This window comes from Leucobacter chromiireducens (assembly GCF_051993095.1).
GTDB lineage: Bacteria > Actinomycetota > Actinomycetes > Actinomycetales > Microbacteriaceae > Leucobacter > Leucobacter chromiireducens.
Window position 1 is genome coordinate 893313 of the sequence record NZ_CP197024.1, and the last position, 16392, is coordinate 909704.

Genomic DNA, 16392 nt, shown 5'->3' on the forward strand with positions numbered 1-16392 from the left:
GCAATGCTGGTTCGTATCACCGATGAGAGTGAGCTTCCGCTTTACGCGCAGATCGCCGCGTCGCTGCGCGAGGACATCGCTGCCGGGCGCCTCTCGCCGGGCGCCGCTCTGCCGCCCGCGCGCGAACTGGCCGCGGGCCTCGAGATCAACGTGCACACGGTGCTCCGCGCCTACCAGCTGCTGCGGGACGAGGGCCTGATCGATCTGAAGCGCCGCCGCGGCGCGGTCGTGACCCCGGCCGCGGGGGCAATGGCTGAGCTGCGCGCTGACGTGACCGCTCTCGTGGAGCGCGCGGTGCAGCTGGGGCTCTCGGGCGCTGCGCTCGCCGCGCTCGTGGCAAGCGCGGTCCCCGTTCCCGGCACCGCGGCAGAGAGTGCGGGGGCGTCCGCGTGAGCGCCGCGCACCACCCAGAGCTGCGCCGTGCCCGTCGGGCCGCGCGCTGGGTTGCGCTTGTGTTTCCCCTCGCGCTCACGACGATTGCGACGGTCCTCACGTTCGTCTGGCTCCCGAGACTGCCGGATCCCGCAGCTACGCACTGGTCTGGCATCGGCGGACCCGATGGCTTCGGGCCGCCGTGGACGTTCCCCGCGCTGAGCGCGGGCGTGGGGCTGGGCCTGACCTTGCTGCTGTGGTTCGCTGCGGCGGGTTCCTCGAGTGTGCGGGGGAGCGGGATCCCCACCTGGTCGGGCTTCAACCGGCTCGTCGCGGCGCTCAGCGCAGGAACCGTGACGATGCTGCAGTTTCTCGCGGTGATTTCGGCCGCGATTCAACTCGATCTTGCAGATGCCCGGCTCGCGCCGCCGCTCGGCTGGGCGGGCCTGATCGGTCTCGCTCTGCTTCCAATCGTTGGTGCGATCGCCTGGGCGGTGCAGCCCGCCGTGACCGTCGGCGGCGGCGAAGCGTTCCCGGGAGACGGGCTCGAGCTCAGCGCAGCCGAGCGCGCGGTCTGGTACCGCACGACTCGAGGCTCCGGTACGTTCTTCGTGGTGCTTATTGGCGCCGCTGCGTGCGTGCTGGGTGGCGGAATCTGGCTCCTGGGCGACCAGCTGGCAGAGGGATGGATCCTCGTTGGCGTTGGCGCGCTGCTCTGGTGCGCGATCCCGATGACGGGCATGTTCCGCGTGCGCGTCGATGGTTCTGGGATCGCGGTGAGCTCGGCCGTCGGCTGGCCGGCGTTCCGCGTACCGCTCGCGGACGTGGCGCAAGCCGTCGCTGCGCCGATCAGCCCACTCGGAGACTTCGGGGGCTGGGGCGTGCGCTGGGCCCCGGGCCGAATGGGCGTGGTGCTGCGTGCCGGTGAGGGTATCGTGGTGACACGGCGGGATGGCCGGCTCTTTGCGGTGACGGTCGACGACGCAGACACCGCCGCCGCGTTGCTCACCGGGCTGCAGACCCGAGCGCGTGGGCACGACCCTGAACCCGGAGGTTCCGCATGACGACGCCAGAGTACGCACCGGCACCCGCGGCTGCTGCGCCCGTGCAGCTCGATTTCGGTCAGCCCGTTCCTGAGCAGAGCCCGAACACGCGCCTCGTACGCGTGCCGTGGGGTGCCGTCGCTCTGTTTGTGGTGCTCGCGTGTGGGCTCGCCTGGCTCGTCGCACTACCGCTGTGGCTGCGGGATCCCGAGAGCACCGGCTTCGCCAGGCTCTTCGGTGTCCTCGCTCCCGCGATGATGTTCACCCCCGCACTTGCGACGCTCGCGGTTGTCTTCTTCGCTCGCGTGCCGCGGACGGAGCGGCTGCGCTTCCTCGGCATGTGGCCGCTGCGCCCCGCGAAGCGTGTCGTGTGGTTCATCGTCGGGGCGGTGTTTGCGCCGACGCTGATCGTCGCCGCAAGTGTCGCGGTCGCGGCAGCGCTCGGTTGGACGGAGCTTGACCTTGTCGAGTTCTCCGGCTTCGCCGCCGCTATCGCTGCGGGTCTCCCGGAGGGTATGGACATCCCCATGCCGCCCATCGAAGTGATCGTTGTCGCGCAGCTGCTCAGCATTCCGCTCGGCGTCGTCATCAACTCGGTCGCTGCATTTGGCGAGGAGCTCGGTTGGCGCGGCTGGCTGCTCCCCGCTCTCCGTCCGCTCGGCACGTGGCCAGCGCTCGCGGTCTCAGGCGTGATCTGGGGCCTGTGGCACTCGCCGCTCATCCTGCTCGGCTACAACTTCGGCCTCACCGACTGGCGGGGCGTCGCCCTCATGACGATTGGCTGTGTGCTCTGGGGCGCCCTGCTTGGCTGGACCCGCCTCCGCACCGGCTCGGTGTGGCCAGCGGTGATTGGGCACGCCTCGTTGAACGCGTCCGCGGGATTGATTGGGATCGTGGCTGCAGCGGGCGCCGATCTGAACCCGGCGTTCGTGTTGCCGCTCGGCGCCAGCGGCTGGATCGTCATCGCTGTAGTGCTGGTACTGCTCGTCGCAACGAAGCAGTTCTCGCCCGACCGGCAGCCCGAGCTCGCACCGCGCCGCGTGCGCGCCGGCGCTACGCCTCAGGTCGCGTAAGCTCCGCGATCCGCTTCGCGGCGGACGGGTACCGCTCCTGCAACTCTGCCCGCTCGCCGAGCGCAAAGCCGTTCCATTCGAACGGCGGCGCCATCGTCGTTCCGATCAGCGTCCAGGCGCCCGTTGACGACGAGCCCTGCATGACCTCGGGCGGCACGGCGAGCTGTGGGAGCTGGCCCGGGAGCTCACGCGAATTGGGATCGGGGCCGAGCAGCCGCTCCTCTGCACGCCCATCGGGGTGGAGGAGCAGCATGCTGAGCGGCGCGCCCGCGTACCAGTGGTACACCTCGACCGAGGCGAGTGAGTGCAGCGCCGAGAAATCGGGGTCGGCCAGCAGATAGTAGATCGCGCTCGAGTGCTCGTCGAGGTGCATCTGGCGGAACATTCCGCCCTCGTGCTCGAGCGGCTCGAGGCCGAGCCGCTCGACCCACCGTGCGGCCTCCGGCGGCAGCTCAGGCTGGCCGGACGATGCCGCAGCCGCGCTGATTGCGCTCAGGTGCTCGTTCGCGCTGCGCTCCTCGCTCACGTTCTGCTGCTCGCTCATGCGACGGCAGCCTCACGCGTCTTGCGGAAGCGACGGCTCATGAGGATGAGCGCGATCAGCGTGATGACGTACGGACCCGAGTCGGTGAGCTGCTGGGGAAGGCCGAACGACTGCAGGCGGAAACCCAGCGCGTCAGCGAAGCCGAAGAGCAGCGCGGCGCCGAGCACTCCGACGGGGTGCGCACGGGCAAGCATCACGGCCACCACGGCGATCCAGCCGCGTCCCGCCGACATGTTCTCGGTGAACTGCACCACGTTGCCGAGCGCCAGCTGGGCACCGCCGAGGCCGGCGAGCGCGCCCGAGGCGATCACGGCTCCCAGCTGGTAGCGCTGCGGGTTGACACCCATGGTGGCAGCAGCGAGCGGGCGCTCGCCGACGCCGCGCATGCGCAGACCGAGCGGGGTGCGGAAGAGCATGATCCACAGCGCGGGGACGAGAAGCAGCGCGAGATAGCCGAGCGGGGTGAGCGAGAAGAGCGCGCCGAGCCAGGGGATATCAGCGAGGATCGGGATCCGCCAGACCGGAATGCCGTCGATGCCGGGATCCTGGAACACGCCCTGCACATTGAAGATCGCGACGAGGAGGAAGCTCGTGACGCCGACCGCGAGGATATTCATCGCGATGGCGAGCACGATCGGATCGCCCTTTCGGTAGACGGCGCCATAGCCCAGGATGAGCGAGAACACCGCACCGGCGAGCATCGCGACAATGACGCCGACGATCCAGTTGTGCGAGAAGTAGGAGGCCGCCACGCCGGCGAATGCGCCGACGAGGATCATGCCCTCGAGGCCGATGTTGAAGATGCCGACGCGCTCGGCGAGCATGCCTCCCAGGGCGGCAAGCAGCACCGGGATGAGCGAGCGGAGAACCGAGGAGATCAGATCCTCGTTGAACAGGTCGAGGAAGCTCATCGCTCGCCCTCCTTCGCTGCGGGGCTGGTGGCTGTTCGCTTGCGGAACTTGGGGAGTGCGACGCGGAAGGCGAGCAGGATGATCACGAACGCCTGAATCACTGCGGCGATCTGCGGTGAAAGGCCGAGCTCACGGCCCATGGCGTCGGAGCCGACCATGATCGCGGCGAAGAACAGGCCCGCGATCACGATTCCCACGGGGCGGTAGAGCGCGAGGAGCGTCACGAGGAGTGCCGTCCACGCGAAGTTGGTCTGCACAAAGTAGCCCTCGATGATTCGAGTGCTCGGTGCGCCGATGGTGAGCATCATGCCGAAGAGGCCAGCGAGGCCACCCGAGATGGCCATCGTGCGGGTGACGAGTGGCCCGGGCTGCACGCCGCTGTAGCGCACGAACTCGGCGTTCTGGCCCGCGAGCCCGGACTCGAAGCCGTAGCGGGTGCGGCGGTTCACGAAGATCGCGCCGAGCACCACGATGATCAGCACGATGATCGACCAGTTCACGCCCGTGAGCACGGCGGTGACCGGGTTCGTTGCCCCCAGCGTGTTGCGCAGGGTCTCGGCAAGCCCCGAGTCGCGCGGCACCAGCATGGAGATCTGGTGGTCGGCGGGCACCTGGGCGCTCGCCACGAGGTCGGTGCTGGGATCCTTCAGCTTGTAGCGGATGAGCCACGAGGAGAAGTACCGGGCGGGGTAGTTCAGCAGCAGTGTGGAGAGCAGGATCGGCACCCCGAGCAGGTTCTGCAGGAGTGCTGTGAGGAGGCCCCACGCGGCACCCGCGGCGATTGCCGCGATGAACGCCAGGGGTACGATCAGGATCGCGGGGCCGGGCACGTACACCGCGACGATGCCGCCGGCGAGCGCGCCCAGGCCGGCCTGGCCCTCGGTGCCGAGGTTCAGCACGCCCGCGCGGAACGCCACGGCGATCGCGATGCCGATACCGATGATGGGCACGGCGCGCTGCAGGGTGTTGGCGAGGCCAACGCCGCTCCCGAAGGAACCATTGACCATGGCGAGGTAGCCGCTCAGCGGGTCAACGCCAGCGATCAGCATGAAGCACGCGCCGATCAGCAGCGCGAGCACCACCGAAACGGGGATCGGGCTGGCGAGCCAGCGGCCGAAACTCTGCAGGGTTTTCACCGTGCGGTCTCCTTCTGCGGGGCGGCAGCGTGCGCCGCCGGGGTGGTGAGCGGAGCGCTGGGTCGGTGCTGCGCCTCCGGAGTGTGTCCTGCCATGTAGAGGCCCAGCAGGGCCTCGGTGGCATCAGCCTTCGGAACCTCGGCAACGATGCGCCCCTCGAACATCACGAGGATGCGCGAGCTGAGCGACATGATCTCGCTGAGCTCCGCCGAGATGAGCAGGAGTGCGCCGCCGCCGTCGCGGTACTCGCACAGCTCGCGGTGGATCGACTCGATCGCGCCGATGTCGACGCCGCGCGTGGGCTGCTCGGCGATGAGCACGGGGGAGCGGTAGTCGAGCTCGCGAGCCACGACGATCTTCTGCAGGTTGCCACCCGAGAGCGTGCCGACCGGCGTTGACGGGCCGGCAATCTTCACGCCGAAGCGGCTGATGAGGCGCTTCGCATGATCGAGCATGGCGGAGCGGGAGAGCAGCCCGCGGGTGAGGATCGGTGCGGAGCGGTGGTGGCCCAGCGCAAGGTTGTCGACCGCGCTTGCGCTGCCCGCGCTGCCGACCGCGTGACGGTCCTCGGGAACATAGGCGACGCCGCCGGTGCGGCGCTGCGCGATCGTGGCGCGGCTGAGGTCGGAGCCCGCGACGTGCACCTCGCCCGCGCTCGTGCGGCGCATTCCAATGATCGCCTCGGCGAGTTCCACCTGGCCATTGCCTGCCACACCGGCGATGCCTACGACTTCTCCCGCGCGGACCGACAGGTGCGCTGCGTCGACCGCGGCGCGGCCGCCCGAACCGGGCACCGTGAGGTCGCGCACGTCGAGCACAACGTCGCCGGGTGCCTGCGCCGGGGGCGGCGTGGTGAGATCCACGTCGCGGCCGGTCATGTGGCGGGTGATCTCCTCAGGCGAGCTGTCGGCGGTGACAAGCTCGGCGACGTTGCGGCCGTCGCGCAGCACGGTGACGCGATCGGAGATCGCCATCACCTCGTTCAGCTTGTGGGTGATCAGAATGATGGTGCGGCCGTCGGCCTTGAGCGCCCGCAGCACTTCGAAGAGACGCTCGGTCTCTTGCGGGGTGAGCACTGCGGTCGGCTCGTCGAGGATGAGCACGCGGGCCTCGCGGTAGAGCGCCTTGACGATCTCGACGCGCTGCAGCACGCCCACGGGCACCGAATCCACGCGCGCGGTGGGGTCGATCTGCAGGCCGTACTTGTCGGCGATCTCGGCGACGCGGCGGTTGGCTGCCTGGCGATCGATGAGGCCGCGCTTCGTCGGCTCACTGCGGAAGACCACGTTCTCCGCGATGGTGAGCGACGGGAAGAGCTTGAACGACTGGAACACCATGCCGATGCCGGCATCGATGGCGTCGAGGGGGGAGGAGAACGACTGGCGCTCCCCACGAATGTAGATCTCGCCCTCGTCGGGCTGCATGACGCCCGCGAGCATCGACATGAGGATCGACTTCCCCGCACCGTTCTCGCCCATGAGCGCGTGAATCTCGCCGGGTGCGACCTCGAGATCGACGTTGTCGTCGGCGAGCACGCCGGGGAAGCGCTTCGTAATGCCGCGCATCGAAACCTCAGCGGTCAACGTGGCTCCTTCAGTTGAACAGGCGGGAGGGGAAAAACTGGGGCTTCGGGGGCACTCAGCCCGGGAAGCAAGTGTGGCCGAGAGGCGCCGCGCGCGCGGAACCTCTCGGCCACGAGTTTACGACCTAGGCCAGCGGATCGGTGACCTTGACCTTGCCAGCGACGATGTCGTCGCGCACCTGGGTGACCTGCTTCAGCACATCAGCGTTGTCCATCACGGTGCACTGCGAGTCGGCGGCATCCTCGGTGAGGCTGACGATCGTCATGCCCTCCTCCTTGAGGCCGAACGAGGTGGTCGCCTCGGCCGAGCTCTTGCCGTCCATGATCTCGCCGACAACGGTCTCGACGACCTTGTTGACCGACTTGATCGTGCCGTCGACCACGGAACCCGGGGCGTCGGTGCACTGGTTGACGTCAACGCCGTAGGCGGAGAAGCCCTTGGCTGCTGCGGCCTTCATGATGCCACCGTTCGAGGCGGCGCCAACGGCGAACATCTGGTCGACGCCGGTGCCGGCGTACGCGAGCGCCTGCTCCTGCGCGAGCGCGGGGTCGGCGAACGGGTTGTTGCCACCGATGAACTGCGGGGCGACGGTCTCGACGTCCTTGTTCACGCTCTTCGCGCCCTCGGCGAAGCCCTCGGAGTACTTCTTGAGGAGCGGGATGTCGAGCGACAGTACTGAACCGACCTTGTTGGCCTTGGTGAGCAGGCCGGCCTCAACGCCGAGCAGGTAGGAGGGCTCCTGCTCGCGGAAGGTTGCCTGGTACAGGTTCTCGGGTGCGCCCTCAACGGCGGTGTCGATGAGGAGGAACTTCTGCTGCGGGTTCTGCTCCGCGAGCTCCTTCGCAATGTCACCGAACTGGAAGCCGAGCATCACGACGACCTCGGGGGCCTTTGCGATTGCAGCCTCGAGGTTGGTGCGACGCTGCGCCTCGTCCTTGGACTCGTACGTGGTGGCCGAGCCCTCGAATGTCTTCGCGACGGCGTCAATGCCGACCTTGCCCGACTTCAGGAACTCGTTCTGGCCGATCGGATCGCTCGTGATGTAGATGAAGCTCGGGCCCTCGGCCGACGAGCCGGCATCGGCGGAGCCGCCGCCGCCAGCGCAGGAGGTGAGCAGCAGTGCGGCGGTAGCCGCGCCTGCGACGAGAGCCGCACGGGCGCGGCGCTTGGTGAAGAACATTGGTGTTCCTTTCGGAGGTGGTGGGAGGGAAAACTTCAGCGGGTGCACCCGAGGCCGGGTACTTCCTGGTCGGTGCTCCCTGGGCACTGTCGTGATCAGGGAAAGTAGCTACAGCCTACGAGCGCAGCGCCTCGAGCGGAACGGTCGCGAGCGTTTCGCCCGATCCCGGTCGAATGATGCGACGCTCGGTCACGATCGCCGTGATGAGCTCGTGCGGCGTGACGTCGAACGCGGGGTTGACCGCGTCGATGCCTTCGGGGGCCGTGCGAGTGCCGCCGAAGCCGGCCACCTCGTCGACGCCGCGATCCTCGATCTCGATGTCTGCCCCACTTGCGGTGTTCATATCGACGGTCGATTCGGGGGCCACCACGATGAACGGAACGCCCGCGTGCTTCGCGGCAAGCGCGAGCGAGAAGGAGCCGATCTTGTTTGCGGAGTCGCCGTTTGCCGCAATGCGGTCGGCGCCGATGAAGACGGCGTCAGCGATCCCACGCGAGAGCAGGAATGGGCCTGCGGAATCGATGAGCAGGCGGAACGGGGCGCCCATGCGCTGCAGCTCCCACGCGGTGAGGCGTGCACCCTGCAGGAGGGGGCGGGTTTCGAGCGGGAACGCCTCGGCGAGCGAGCCCTGCTCAAGAAGCGTCTGGATGACGCCGAGCGCGGTGCCGCGTTCCACGGTGGCGAGGCCGCCCGTGTTGCAAATCGTCATGACGCGCACGGGGTCCTTGCCCGTGAGCTCGCGCGTGAGGTCCGCGCCGCGCAGGCCCATCGAGATACACGCAGCGACGTCTTCGTCGCGAATGGCGAGCGCCTCCTCGAGGATCGCGGCAGCGCCTTCGTCGAGGCGGGTCAGTGCACGATCGACACCCCAGGAGAGGTTTACGGCGGTCGGGCGAGCCTCGCGCAGGAGGCGCGCTTGTCGGACAACCTCGTCGCGGTCGAGCTCGGCGTCGCCGCCTGCTTCGGCGACCGACGCGGCGATGAGTGCGACGCCCATTGCGCCAGCTACCCCGAGCGCGGGTGCGCCGCGCACGGCGAGACGCTGGATATCCGCGATCAGCTCGCCAAGCTCAGTGACTCGGCGCTGCTCCAGTCGGTGGGGCAGAAGCGTCTGGTCCACAAGTTCGATAGCTCCGTCGATCCAGTCGATCGTGCGCAAATGAGGCTCCTTTAGGGGGCGACCGAGGGATGTACGTCGTCCCCCGTGTGTGGTATCGCACAGCCAGAATACCCGAATCTTGTCAGACCTCATGAGCCATCGCGATCAAGCGGGCGTCACCGAGCGGCCACGCAACGTTCACGCGACACAGCGCGTGTCTCCGTGTGGCGCACGCAAAACCCGGCGTACCGTATGTGCCATCGGGCAGGGTGCCCGATCGAGGCGGCCAACCACCTCGATGGGAGTGACGGTCGTCTCGCTGATCCGGGGCTTGCGCCTCGGGGCAGAGGAGCCATCGTGGCCGAGATGAATCACCCCGCATTTCACCCCGCAGCACCGACCGAAACACCCACTCTGGGCGCCGCGCACGACGCGAATCCCGCACCTGTTACTCCCGCGCTCTCGGAGCCGCCCGAGCAGGAACGTATCGCGGGAAGCGAGGAGCAGCTCCGCACCTACGTGCTCGACACCTCGGTGCTGCTGAGCGATCCGCGAGCGCTGTTCCGCTTCGCGGAGCACGCGGTCGTCTTGCCCGTCGTCGTGCTGACGGAGCTAGAACAGAAACGCCACGATCCCGAACTTGGGTACTTCGCGCGGCGCGCGCTGCGCTTCCTGGATGAGCTGCGGTCCGCGCACCTCCGGCTCGACTTCCCCGTGCCCGTCGGTGAGGCAGGTGGCACCCTGCGCGTCGAACTGAACCATACGAGCACGGATGGGCTGCCCTCGGGTATGCGTCTCGGAGGCAACGACACCCGCATTCTTGCGGTGGCGCAGAACCTCGCGAGCGATGGCTGCGAGGTGACGGTCGTGTCGAAGGACCTGCCGATGCGATTGAAGGCCGCGGCTCTGGGCCTGGGGGCGGAGGAGTACCGCGCCGAACTTGCTGCCGACGACACCTACACCGGCACGGCCGCCCTGTCCATTGACGAGGCCGAGATGGCGGCGCTCTGGGAGAGCGAGCGGCTCGACGGTATCGAGGCAGCCGAAGAGTTGCCGCGTGGTACCGGCGTGGTGCTGCACTCGCCACGTGGTTCGGCGCTCGGGCGTATCGATGGCCCCGGCGGCCTGCACCTGGTGCGGGGCGACCGCGAGGTGTTCGGGGTGACCGGTCGGAGTGCCGAGCAGCGGCTCGCGATCGACCTGCTCCTTGACCCGCAGGTGGGCATCGTCTCGCTGGGCGGCAGTGCAGGCACGGGCAAGTCCGCGCTCGCACTCGCGGCGGGGCTGGAGGCGGTGCTCGAGCGACGCCAGCACCGCAAGGTGATGGTGTTCCGGCCGCTGTACGCGGTGGGCGGGCAGGAGCTCGGGTACCTTCCCGGCGATCACCAGGAGAAGATGGGCCCCTGGGCGCAGGCAGTCTTCGACACTCTCGGCTCGATCGTGTCGGAGAACGTGCTCGACGAGGTGGTCGCCCGCAACCTGATTGAGGTGCTGCCGCTCACGCACATCCGCGGACGTTCGCTGCACGATGCGTTCGTGATCGTCGACGAGGCGCAGTCGCTCGAGCGCGGAGTGCTCCTCACTATGCTCAGCCGCATCGGCCAGAACTCCCGCGTCGTGCTCACGCACGATGTCGCGCAGCGCGATAACCTCCGCGTGGGGCGCTACGACGGCATCGCGGCGGTCATCGAGAAGCTCAAGGGGCACGCGCTCTTTGGGCACGTGACACTCACCCGCTCCGAGCGCAGCGATATCGCAGCGCTCGTCACGGAGCTCCTGGGGGACTAGCGGCGCTGCTCGCCGCGGCCGGCGGTGTTGGACTCGGCTTCGCCGGCGTCCCACACCTCGGTCGCGGCGAGGTTTTCCTCCGCGCTTGCCGCTGCGGCGTCGGGGTCGCGTCGTCGAATCGCCTCAAGCACGTCGTCGTGGCCGCGGGGCTCGTCGCGGCAGAATCCCTCGCGCTGCTGCGCTGAACGCATCGACTCGTGGAGGCGGGGGAGCAGCGCGGTGTAGACCTCGAAGAGGATCGGATTGCGTGCTGCGCGCGCGATCGCCTCGTGCACCGCAACGTCCGCCTCGACCCACTCTTCGTCGCTCGAAGCAGAGCGCGCCGCGAGCGCGTCGGCGATGCGTGCCGTGTCATCTTGTGTGGCGCGCTCCGCGGCGAGCCGCGCGAGCTGGGGTTCCAGCGCGCGCCGCGCCTCCAATACATCGCGCAGGCTCGCACCGGAGCGTGCGAGCGCGCCCGGTACCTCGCTCCGTGCGCGCACGAATGTGCCGTCGCCGCGGCGAATCTCGAGCATGCCGGAGTACTGCAGCGCGCGCAGCGCCTCGCGAAGTGTGCCGCGCGCGACGCCGAGCGAGGCCATGAGCTCTGGCTCGGGGGGAATGCGCTCTCCCACGGGCCAGCGGCCCTCGCTGATCTCGGTGCGGAGACGCTCGACGACCTGATCGCTGAGCGACAGGCGCTGCACCGGGTCCAGCAGCTGGGCGCTGTCGCGGGTGGGTTCCGATTTGGGGGTCACATGTGTCATGATAGTCCCCGACAAATGGTTAGACGTTGGATGTTTGGAACTTTATGACCGCAACAGCTCCGGTGCGCATGGTCGCACCCGCTCCAGAACACGCCTCGAGTGCCCCCACCGAGCGAGCACGGCGCCGCGCGCCGCAGGGCGCCGTGCTGATGCTCATCGCCCTCCTGCTTGTCGCAGTGAACCTGCGCCTCGCGATCACGAGTGCGAGCGCTTTGCTCACCGCGCTCACCGACGCCGGTGCGCTCACCGCTGCGACCGTGGTGCTGATCCCCGCGATTCCCACCGCGGTGTTCGCCGTTGCGGGCCTCGGCACCGCGAAGCTCGCCGCTCGATTCGGGGTCGAGCGCATTGTGCTCGTCGGCCTTGTCGGCCTCACTGTGGGCCTGCTCTTGCGCGGCGTCCCCAGTCCCTGGGTCATCGTGGCCGGCACCATCGTGGGCACGGGCGGGCTCGCAATGGTCAACATTCTGCTTCCCGCTGTTGTGCGCGGCCATTTCCCGAACCGAATTGGGCCCGTGACCACCGCGTACACGACGCTCATGTCGCTCGGTGCCGCGCTGGCGGCGGCGCTCGCGGTGCCGATCGCCGCGGGGCTCCAGTCTCCTGCACTCGGGCTCGCGGCGTGGGCGCTTCCCGCTGCGATCGCACTCCTCGTGTGGCTGTTCGCCATTCGGGGGATTCCGGCGGCTGCGGCCCCGGTTTCCGCAGCCTCGGTTTCCGCACCCCCGGCGACGCCGGCCGCGAAGACCGCGCCGGAGACCATGCCGGAGAACGCTGCTGCGGCACCCGCTCGGCGATCCCGATCCGCGCGAGAGCCGCTGCCGCACGGCACCTGGTTCCTCGCGGGGTACTTCGCGCTCCAGGCGCTGCTCAGCTACGTGGTGATGGGCTGGCTGCCCTCGATCGCGCAAGACGCGGGGCTGCCCGCCGGGCGCGCGGGCATGCTGCTCGGCATTTCGATGGCCATCGGCGTGGTGGGAACTGTCCTTGTGATGGCACTCGGCCGCACCCCGGCGGGAATGCGCCTCGGCTTCGGCATCGTGGGAGTCTCGAACCTCGTTGCGCTCGGTGGGCTGCTGTTCGCGCCGGCAGCGCTCCCCGAGGTGTGGGCCGCGCTCTTCGGGCTCGGCATGTGCGCCTTCCCGCTCGTCCTGGCACTCATCGCAGGCTTCGGGCGCGATGCGCAGGAGTCGGCGCGGGTTTCCGGCCTGGTGCAGTCCGTTGGCTACTCGGTCGCGACGCTCGGCCCGCTCGGTGCGGGAGCCGCGCGCCAGCTGCTCGGCGACTGGAACGCGGTGATCATTGCGCTCGCCGTGTGCACGGTGGCGCAGTTCGTGATCGGCGTGCTCGTGACGCGTGTCGTCGAGCGGCGTCGCGCGGCGGCTGCCCAGGCTGTGGCGTAGCCGCGCCTGATGCGCCTACGTCGCGGAGTTCTTCCTGAGCTCGGCGGCGTACCCGCGCAGGGAACGCTGGTAGCGAGGCACGTGCGGGATCAGCGCCTCAAGCGCCACTGCGAGCGCCTCGTCTGCGCGCCCGGCGGAGTGCAGCGCGAGCGCAAGAAACGCATCGGGGGCTGCGCCATGCGCGGGATCCCGCTCGCCCGACTCGAGGAACGCGACGGCCTCGGCGGTTCGGCCGAGGTTTCGCAGCGTCGAGCCGTACTGAACCGTGAGCTCCGCGCGTGCGGGCCCCGAGAGCCCCAGTTCGAGCGCACGCTCGTACAGCTCGGCGGCGCGGGCTTCATCGCCGGCTGAGTCGTGGGCGCCGCCCAGTTCGAACGGGCCGCGCGGATCCGTGGGGTCGAGTTCGGCGACAAGCGCGCCGATGCGTTCCACGACCTCGGCCTCGGTCAGGGCGTCGTCTGCCCACACCGCGTCGACGCGGCGCTGCCAGTCTGTGTCTGCGACTGTGATTGCGCCTGTGTGTGTTGCTGCCGTCGGCGGCGCGCTTGGCCCCGTGACCGCAGTTGTGCGCTCGGGCTCGTACGCGGGCGGGGTCGTCTCGGTCATGCGAACAGCCTAGTCAGCCGCCCCACAGCACCGCGGGGTGGTGCAGCCGAAGCCACACCACCCCGCGAGAGTGCTCAGAAGCGTGAACTACTTTGCGACGCCCGGGTGGGTCATCGAGAGCAGGTCGAGCGCCTTGTCGAGGTCGGCCTCGGTGACATCGCCGCGCTCAACGTAGCCGAGATCGATCACGGCCTCGCGCACCGTGATGCCCTTGGCAACCGAGTGCTTCGCGATCTTCGCCGCGGCCTCGTAGCCGATCAGGCGGTTGAGGGGCGTGACGGTCGACGGGCTCATGCCCGCGAGCGCCGCCGCACGGTCGAGGTTTGCCTCGAGGCCAGCGACGGTCTTGTCCGCGAGGACCACCGACGCGTTCGCGAGCAGGCGGACCGACTCGAGCAGCGCGGTGCCCATGACGGGGATCTGCACGTTGAGCTCGAAGGAGCCCGAAGCGCCCGCCCATGCGATGGTGGCGTCGTTGCCGATGACGCGCGCGCACACCATGAGCACGGCCTCGGGAACCACGGGGTTCACCTTGCCCGGCATGATGGACGAGCCCGGCTGCAGATCGGGGATGTGCAGCTCGGCGAGGCCCGTGTTGGGGCCCGAACCCATCCAGCGGATGTCGTTGTTGATCTTGGTGAGCGACACCGCGATCGTGCGGAGCGCGCCCGACGCCTCAACGAGGCCATCGCGGTTGGCCTGCGCCTCGAAGTGGTTGCGTGCCTCGGTGATGGGCAAGCCGCTCGACTGCGCGATCTCGGCGATGACCTTCTCGGGGAAGCCGAGCGGGGTGTTGATGCCGGTACCGACTGCGGTGCCGCCCTGGGGGACCTCTGCCACGCGGGGGAGGGCCGCGTCGATGCGCTCGATGCCGTAGCGGATCTGCGCGGCGTAGCCGCCGAACTCCTGGCCGAGGGTCACGGGGGTCGCATCCATGAGGTGGGTGCGGCCGGGCTTCACAGCTTCCTTCCACAGCTCAGCCTTCGCCTCGAATGCCTCGGCGAGGTGTGCGAGTGCGGGCTTCAGCTGCTCGATGAGCGCGCCGGTCACGGCGATGTGCACCGAGGTCGGGAACACATCGTTCGACGACTGCGAAGCGTTGACGTGGTCGTTCGGGTGCACGGGGGCGCCGAGGTGCTTCGTCGCCAGGGTGGCGAGCACCTCGTTGGTGTTCATGTTCGACGACGTGCCCGAGCCCGTCTGGTAAGTGTCGACCGGGAACATGTCGTGGTGTGCGCCACCGATGACCTCATCGGCAGCCGCGACGATGGCGTCGGCGATCGGCGCCTCGAGGATCCCAAGCTCCTTGTTCGCGATTGCGGCTGCGCGCTTGATACGTGCGAGCGCGACGATCTGCGCGGGCTCCAGGCCGGTGCCCGAGATGGGGAAGTTCTCGACGGCGCGCTGCGTCTGCGCAGCGTAGAGCGCGTTCTTCGGAACGCGGACTTCGCCCATCGTGTCGTGCTCGATGCGGTACTCGATCTCTTCGGTCACAGCTGTCCTTTGTCTGAGAGGGGTGGGTAGGTCAAGAAATGAAAGCTAGTCAAGCGGCGCGAGCTCAAGCTCCACCGGGCCGACGACCGTGTACGGCACAGCGCGACCCTCGGTGAGGCGGTATTGGCAGCCGACCACGGCGAGGCGCCCGGCATCCACCGCGTCGCTGATCGCGCGCGAAGTGCGCAGCAGCTCGTTCACGGTTGCTGCGAGGTGAACACGGCCCACGGCGTTCGCGTCGATCTGCGACGCATCCGCGTAGGGGGTATCCGTGCGACCCTTCAGCCAGAGCTGTTGCACAGCCGGCTGAATCGGGGCGAGCGTGTGTCGTACCGACGCGGTGGTCTCGCTCGGCGTGCGGCTCGACTGGTCGATGGCCGCGGCAACCGCGCCACAGGAATCGTGCGCGAGCACCACGATGAGCGAGGCGCCCAGCTCGGTGACCGCGTACTCCATCGACGCCGTGATCGACTCGGCCACGACGTGCCCCATGTTGCGAGCGATGAAGAGGTCACCCAGGCCGCAATCGAAGATGATCTCTGCGGCAAGACGCGAGTCCGAACACCCGAAGAGCGCGACATCAGGGGTCTGCGAGTTGACGAGCTCCGAACGGCGCTCAACATCCTGATTCGGGTGGGCGGACACGCCCGTGACGAAGCGCTCATTGCCCGCCGCGAAGGAATCCCAAGCCTGCTGCGGGGTCACGCGGGGCGCGGTCATTCGATCTCCTTTGGTGCGGTGGTTGCGGCGGCGCCGTCTGGCGTGCCGAGCGACTCGGCAACCTGAGCCGCGAGTACGCGGAGGGTCGCGGGGGAGTCGGTGCCGTAGACGAGGATCGTGTCGTTGCCCCAGTTGCCCTGCAGGCCGAAGAGCATGTTCGACTCCTCCGCCTTGCGGTCGGGGTGGTCGTACACGATCCAGTCAATGCCGCCGATCTGCTCGGTGCCCGTGGGGGCCTGCTGCTCAAGCTGCTGCGAGATCCACAGCTCGGGCACTGGCTCACCGGACGCGGTGAAGCCCTGCGTCACCGCGGCATACGCTTCGTCGGCGGTCGTGTAGTTGATCTGCCACGAGGTGACTCCGCTGCCGGAGCGGAGGAGGGCCTGCTTCGCCTTCCAGTCATCCCCCACGGCGGGTGCTGCGAGCGTCCGCCCAGCGCTCGGGCTGGCCTCAGTGGCGAGCTCGGAAACGTTCACCGTGTGGTCCTCAAAACCGCCGACTCCGCGCGGCACCACGAGTACCATGACAACGACGAGCCCGAGCGTGACCAGGAGAGAAAACACCAGGTTGTTGACGGTCTTGCGCTGCTTGTAGAGGCGGCTATCGCGTGCCTTCCGCGCCGCGGTTTCAGCGGCCGTCTCGGGGCGGCCGAGCTCCGCAACAACGACCGGCGGTTTGTTCTTCTTCGCCATCG

Annotated in this window: 16 protein-coding genes; 5 read left to right on the plus strand and 11 right to left on the minus strand. The window is 68.7% G+C overall.

Annotated features, from left to right (window positions below):
• The first annotated feature begins 3 nt into the window (after positions 1-3).
• The 3 genes from ACR81A_RS03965 to ACR81A_RS03975 are packed head-to-tail and all read left to right on the plus strand — an operon-like array spanning position 4 to position 2488.
• Positions 4-393 carry a GntR family transcriptional regulator gene (locus tag ACR81A_RS03965; protein ID WP_202381678.1) on the plus strand — a complete coding sequence of 130 codons (390 nt, stop codon included), beginning with the start codon at positions 4-6 and terminating at the stop codon, positions 391-393.
• Complete coding sequence (locus tag ACR81A_RS03970) at positions 390-1436, plus strand: DUF1648 domain-containing protein (RefSeq protein WP_440312706.1); 1047 nt, start codon at positions 390-392, stop codon at positions 1434-1436. Before ACR81A_RS03965 ends, ACR81A_RS03970 begins: the two co-directional genes overlap by 4 nt.
• The gene (locus tag ACR81A_RS03975) at positions 1433-2488 is read left to right on the plus strand and encodes a lysostaphin resistance A-like protein (RefSeq protein WP_440312707.1); all 1056 of its coding nucleotides are present in this window, start codon (positions 1433-1435) and stop codon (positions 2486-2488) included. The genes ACR81A_RS03970 and ACR81A_RS03975 overlap by 4 nt, the downstream gene beginning before the upstream one ends.
• Here the strand turns inward: ACR81A_RS03975 and ACR81A_RS03980 are convergent.
• The 6 genes from ACR81A_RS03980 to mtnA all read right to left on the minus strand — a co-directional run bounded on the left by ACR81A_RS03980 (position 2469) and on the right by mtnA (position 9001).
• The gene (locus ACR81A_RS03980) at positions 2469-3032 is read right to left on the minus strand and encodes a cupin domain-containing protein (protein ID WP_440312708.1); all 564 of its coding nucleotides are present in this window, start codon (positions 3030-3032) and stop codon (positions 2469-2471) included. The genes ACR81A_RS03975 and ACR81A_RS03980 overlap by 20 nt on opposite strands.
• Positions 3029-3943 carry an ABC transporter permease gene (locus ACR81A_RS03985; RefSeq protein ID WP_202381682.1) on the minus strand — a complete coding sequence of 305 codons (915 nt, stop codon included), beginning with the start codon at positions 3941-3943 and terminating at the stop codon, positions 3029-3031. The genes ACR81A_RS03980 and ACR81A_RS03985 overlap by 4 nt, the downstream gene beginning before the upstream one ends.
• Positions 3940-5079: an ABC transporter permease gene (locus ACR81A_RS03990; protein ID WP_202381683.1), complete on the minus strand. Its 1140-nt coding sequence runs from the start codon at positions 5077-5079 to the stop codon at positions 3940-3942. The genes ACR81A_RS03985 and ACR81A_RS03990 overlap by 4 nt, the downstream gene beginning before the upstream one ends.
• Entirely contained in the window at positions 5076-6662 is a 1587-nt protein-coding gene (locus ACR81A_RS03995; protein WP_440312709.1) for an ABC transporter ATP-binding protein, read from the minus strand. Before ACR81A_RS03995 ends, ACR81A_RS03990 begins: the two co-directional genes overlap by 4 nt.
• Positions 6663-6786: 124 nt before the next feature.
• Complete coding sequence (locus ACR81A_RS04000; RefSeq protein WP_202381685.1) at positions 6787-7842, minus strand: BMP family ABC transporter substrate-binding protein; 1056 nt, start codon at positions 7840-7842, stop codon at positions 6787-6789.
• 115 nt (positions 7843-7957) lie between these two features.
• On the minus strand, positions 7958-9001 hold the full coding sequence (gene mtnA, locus ACR81A_RS04005) for an S-methyl-5-thioribose-1-phosphate isomerase (RefSeq protein WP_440312710.1): 1044 nt from the start codon (positions 8999-9001) through the stop codon (positions 7958-7960).
• 306 nt (positions 9002-9307) lie between these two features.
• Here mtnA and ACR81A_RS04010 point away from each other — a divergent pair, with 306 nt between their 5' ends.
• Positions 9308-10729, plus strand: a complete 1422-nt coding sequence (locus ACR81A_RS04010) for a PhoH family protein (RefSeq protein WP_440313126.1) — start codon at positions 9308-9310, stop codon at positions 10727-10729.
• Here ACR81A_RS04010 and ACR81A_RS04015 read toward each other — a convergent pair.
• Positions 10726-11466 (minus strand): FCD domain-containing protein, encoded by a 741-nt coding sequence (locus tag ACR81A_RS04015; RefSeq protein ID WP_202381687.1) that lies wholly within the window; start codon positions 11464-11466, stop codon positions 10726-10728. The two genes, ACR81A_RS04010 and ACR81A_RS04015, sit on opposite strands and share 4 nt — an antisense overlap.
• Positions 11467-11519: 53 nt before the next feature.
• Here ACR81A_RS04015 and ACR81A_RS04020 point away from each other — a divergent pair, with 53 nt between their 5' ends.
• Positions 11520-12878 (plus strand): MFS transporter, encoded by a 1359-nt coding sequence (locus ACR81A_RS04020; RefSeq protein WP_440312711.1) that lies wholly within the window; start codon positions 11520-11522, stop codon positions 12876-12878.
• A 15-nt stretch (positions 12879-12893) separates the two neighbouring features.
• Here ACR81A_RS04020 and ACR81A_RS04025 read toward each other — a convergent pair whose 3' ends face one another.
• The 4 genes from ACR81A_RS04025 to ACR81A_RS04040 form a co-directional block, all read right to left on the minus strand.
• Positions 12894-13484, minus strand: coding sequence for a tetratricopeptide repeat protein (locus tag ACR81A_RS04025; RefSeq protein ID WP_440312712.1), 591 nt, complete (start codon positions 13482-13484; stop codon positions 12894-12896).
• A gap of 87 nt (positions 13485-13571) precedes the next feature.
• Entirely contained in the window at positions 13572-14978 is a 1407-nt protein-coding gene (locus ACR81A_RS04030; protein WP_202381690.1) for an aspartate ammonia-lyase, read from the minus strand.
• Between the two features lie 45 nt (positions 14979-15023).
• Positions 15024-15698: a carbonic anhydrase gene (locus ACR81A_RS04035; RefSeq protein WP_202381691.1), complete on the minus strand. Its 675-nt coding sequence runs from the start codon at positions 15696-15698 to the stop codon at positions 15024-15026.
• Positions 15695-16390 (minus strand): DUF4245 family protein, encoded by a 696-nt coding sequence (locus ACR81A_RS04040; protein ID WP_440312713.1) that lies wholly within the window; start codon positions 16388-16390, stop codon positions 15695-15697. The genes ACR81A_RS04035 and ACR81A_RS04040 overlap by 4 nt, the downstream gene beginning before the upstream one ends.
• Positions 16391-16392 lie beyond the last annotated feature (2 nt).